Genomic DNA, 4,090 nt, shown 5'->3' on the forward strand with positions numbered 1-4,090 from the left:
AGGTTTCTACTTCAAAGTTACTGTCCTACGATTTCTTTTTCAGTGATGGGCCTAACCTGATCTCGCCACGACTTCATCAATTGATGTGCCTTGAAGGAATTAGTGGTGTGCAGTTCGTGGATGCAGAACTAGTAGTGGGTGAGGTGTCTCATGCCGGTTATAAAGTTTTTAATGTGACCGATCGTTCACCCGCTTTTGATTTGCATAAATCAATTAGTGAGCCTTTGCTTAGTTATATTCCTGATGGGCCAAGGTGGTTCAGCAAGATCGCTCTAGATGAAAGGATTGAGCTTTCCAGTGATATTGTCAGAGCTGAGGAGGAAAGCGCTACTATTGTAGTGAAAACTCGTGTAAAAGCTATTTTTGAGAGTAACTTGGTTCGTGGCTTGCAATTTACTCAGTAGTTGTTAGCTTATTCTAGGCTTGCCTTATCTTGTTGCCTCTATATTTTATGGGTAGGACTGGCTGCGAGGGCTTGCAGGGGAATTTATCTTTAAAAATTTTTGAGTTAATAGGCTTTTCTATATGTTGGTGTGGAAGATGCTTAGGGGGAGAAATTTTGTGTTAGGGCATAATTTGATTAAGAGTTGCGTGTATGCCGACAACAAGAGCAGTTCTGCGCCGTTCCGTTAATCCTACCGACGGCAAAGGCCAGACCATCTGCCTGATGCGCACCGCACGCGGCCTGCCCAGCAGCTGCGAGGATGCCAAGGGCCAGCGGGTACGTTACGAGTACGACAAGGCCATCCGCCTAACCGCGCTGGTCAACGAGAACAATGCGACCCACAGCTTTGCCTACGACGCCTCGGACCGGCTGAGTGAAGAAGTCCGGGTGGGCAACCTGACCCGGCGCTTTAGCCACAACGTTGGCGGCCATCTGACTCGGCTGGAAGAGATTGGCTACGGCGAAAATGCCGAGCGCCCCGAGCGGCATACGCTGTTCGAACGCGATAGCATTGGCCGGTTGGTCACCAAGACGAACCACGATTCACAGCAGCAGTTCACCTACGACGACGGCGACCGGCTGTTGAGTATCGAGCGACACCCGAGCGGGCTCGGCAAGCAACTCGGGGTGACCGAGGAAAAGCTGGAGTACACCTACGATGTGCTGGGCCGGCTGACGGGAGAAATTACGCCCGAAGGCGCGCGGGCTACGAGTACGATCCGCTCAGCAACCTGACCACCCTGACCCTGCCGGATGGGCGCAAGGTCAACCACCTGTACTACGGCAGCGGCCACCTTCACCAGCTGAATCTGGACGGCCAAGTGATCAGCGACATGGAGCGCGATGACCTGCACCGTGAGGTCTACCGCACCCAGGGCAAACTCACCAGTTGTTTCGGTTACGACGCCATGGGACCCAAGGCCTGGCAGTTTGCTTCGACCTTGCCCGCCGACAAGCTGTCGCAGGTGCACGACACCGGCATCAATACCTCGCTGCTTCAGCATGCTTACAACCCGATTCATCGGCGCTACCAGTACGACCCCGCGGGTGAATTGGTGCGCACGCTCGACAAGCTGCGGGGCGAGATCAAATACGAGTACGAAGCCAACGGCGAGCTGCGCAGCCGCGACACCGGCTCGCTAGTGGGCAGTGAAGAATTCCGCTACCACGCTGCCGCAACCCGGCTGGACTTCAATGCGCGGCAGTTCGACAAGGTCAAGGACAACCGAATCAAGCAGTAGCGGGATCAGGAATACCGCTATGATCCGTGGGGCAACCTGATCGAGAAGCGGTCAGGGCACAGCAAGCTGCAGCACTTCGCCTATGATTGTGAGAACCGGCTGGTTAAAGCTGAAACGTATGTCGGTGGCAGGATGGAAAGCACCGGGCAGTACCGTCATGACAGCCTGGGGCGGCAGGTGGCCAAGCAGGCTGAGATCAACGGTGAAATCGAGCAGAAACGCTTGCTCTGGCAAGGGCTGAGGATGCTGAGCGAGCAGACGCCTGGGCAGAGCATCTTGTATCTGTGCGAACCGGGTAGCTATGCGCCGTTGGCGCGAGTTGACCAGGCAGAAGGGGAAGAACAGAAGCTTTACTACTTCCATACCTATCAGATTGGTACGCCGTTGGAGCTGACGGACAGAGATGGCAAGATTGTTTGGCAGGCTACGTATCGCTCGTGGGGTAACGTAGAGCAGCTAGCTGTGAGTGAAGTCGAGCAGAATCTACGCTTCCAAGGCCAGTACTTGGATGTCGAAACTGCGTTGCATTACAATACTTTCCGTTTTTATGACGCAAATGTAGGGCGGTTCATCACACAAGATCCCATTGGTTTAACTGGCGGTTTAAATCTTTATCACTACGTACCCAACCCGATGTCATGGATCGACCCTTGGGGCTGGATGCCATTTTGGGAGCGTTTAAAACCACGATGGCATGGGGCATCATCCGTTTCCCCGAGCTCATGCAAACATGCATGGGTTCCCTGAACTCAACCAAACTCGACTCACCTTCATGGTTCACTAATGAGGTTGATGGTTCTGATAAGCTTCACCAGCAGTTCCATGATGCGATTAAAAAGGAAGGCGTGCCATTTAATAAGAAATTCAACGGAACATCTGATGTTTTGGTTAAGAAGCTGAACAAAGCTTACGAAGGGTTTCCTCAGCAGGGTACTCTTACAATTCCTCGTACTGAACAAGTGCTTGCGAAAGATGTGACTATCGGAGAAGCTTTAACTAAGTCGCTTGGTAAAAGTGGTGGCAATAATTCAGCAGGAGGGTGCGGTTGATGAGGCGAAGTGCATTGGTGGAATTGTATTCCCCTGGAATTGTATTGTTCGATCCGGTGATGCTCGCGAAATTCTTAAAAGATTGGAGCGTGGCAGATAGTAATATTTTCAATGCGTTCTTGCAGGACGAGAATTTAGGGCGTCAAGCGATTGAGCAGGGAGTGGTTTGCCCGATCTATCAGATTTCTGAAAATGAGTATGCGGTGTTTGTAGAGAGTGGAGGTGAGTTGGCAGGCGGTTTACCGGAGCCGGCTTTCGTGCATTCAGGTCTGCCCCTGAGAATAGCTTCTGGCATCATGATTGTTTCAGATCTCAATGCCCTGCTTAATTGGGATGAATGCTTTTTCTTGAATTACAAGTCTGAATATAACTCGCGTCTCCCTAATAATGATTACATAGATATCCATCCGGGGGTTTATAGTTTGTCTGTTAAAGGCTATAAAAATCTCGGAGGATACGGTTCGGATTTTGGGTATGGGCTAGATTTTACTTCTGTTCAAACTTTGCCAAGGGTTGGAAGTGACGTATCTGTGAGTAATCTAGATTTTGAATTGGTCGCTCGTTGATGTCATAGTCACGCGACCGGATCTGTAGCTTTATGAGCGCAAGGTCAACTGCCTGTACTACGGCAGCGGTCACCTGCACCAGCTGAACCTGGATGGCCTGGTCATCAGAGATATGGAGCACGATGACCTGCACCGCGAGGTCTACCGTACCCAGGGCAAACCACCCAAGCGGTATTGATGAGCACCTCAATGCCGATCAAGGGCGTAGAGGAAATTACAAGAATGCTGGCAAGGGTCGCTTAATTGATCGTGTAAAAAGCGCAGGGAAAAGTTCTTACGGATAATTATTAGAGGATGACATGAGTGAAATTGAAGAAGCGCTGAAGGCATTGCAGTTGGTGCATGATAAATATCAAATCGCTGGCCGATTTGAGGCGTCTAAAGATATGAAGGTCTGCTGGCCTACAGAATTGCCTAGGTCCGCCGAGGTTGATTTTCTCTTCAGTGAATACGAACCTGTTGGAGTGAAAATTGAAACAGGGCTCACACCTCTCAAGTTGTTTGATATTGCGACGTTGAAAAAGGGGCAGCTTGGTTATCGCTGGATCAATGTCGCAAGTGATACTGAACTGAAGGATGAGTGGCCAACTCATGGCTTGGTCATTATGGATGATAATGGTGGAGGTAAACCTATCATTGCGGTTACGGATGCCGATCAAACTCCGGTGTACGCAAGCTACGATGTTGTAGCGCCATATCAGATCGCTGGTTCGTTAGCTGATTTCATACTTGCGCTGTCTAAGATGATAGATATCGTTTATGGAGAGTTTAATATATTTGATCTTTCTG

4 protein-coding genes and 1 pseudogene are annotated in these 4,090 nt (G+C 50.4%); all 5 read left to right on the forward strand.

What is annotated here, in order from left to right:
* Positions 1-404, forward strand: a 404-nt coding sequence (locus ACK59H_RS22715) for a hypothetical protein (protein WP_409264962.1), incomplete at its 5' end; no start/stop codon positions are given.
* 260 nt (positions 405-664) lie between these two features.
* Positions 665-2,343: pseudogene (locus tag ACK59H_RS22720) on the forward strand (RHS repeat-associated core domain-containing protein); the annotation flags it as partial.
* 77 nt (positions 2,344-2,420) lie between these two features.
* Positions 2,421-2,735 (forward strand): hypothetical protein, encoded by a 315-nt coding sequence (locus ACK59H_RS22725; RefSeq protein WP_155500324.1) that lies wholly within the window; start codon positions 2,421-2,423, stop codon positions 2,733-2,735.
* 17 nt (positions 2,736-2,752) lie between these two features.
* Positions 2,753-3,301 (forward strand): hypothetical protein, encoded by a 549-nt coding sequence (locus ACK59H_RS22730; protein ID WP_409264963.1) that lies wholly within the window; start codon positions 2,753-2,755, stop codon positions 3,299-3,301.
* 299 nt (positions 3,302-3,600) lie between these two features.
* On the forward strand, positions 3,601-4,090 hold a 490-nt coding region (locus tag ACK59H_RS22735), incomplete at its 3' end, for a hypothetical protein (RefSeq protein ID WP_409264965.1).

This window comes from Pseudomonas sp. KCJK9000, assembly GCF_046230725.1.
In the GTDB taxonomy this organism is placed as follows: Bacteria; Pseudomonadota; Gammaproteobacteria; order Pseudomonadales; family Pseudomonadaceae; genus Aquipseudomonas; species Aquipseudomonas promysalinigenes.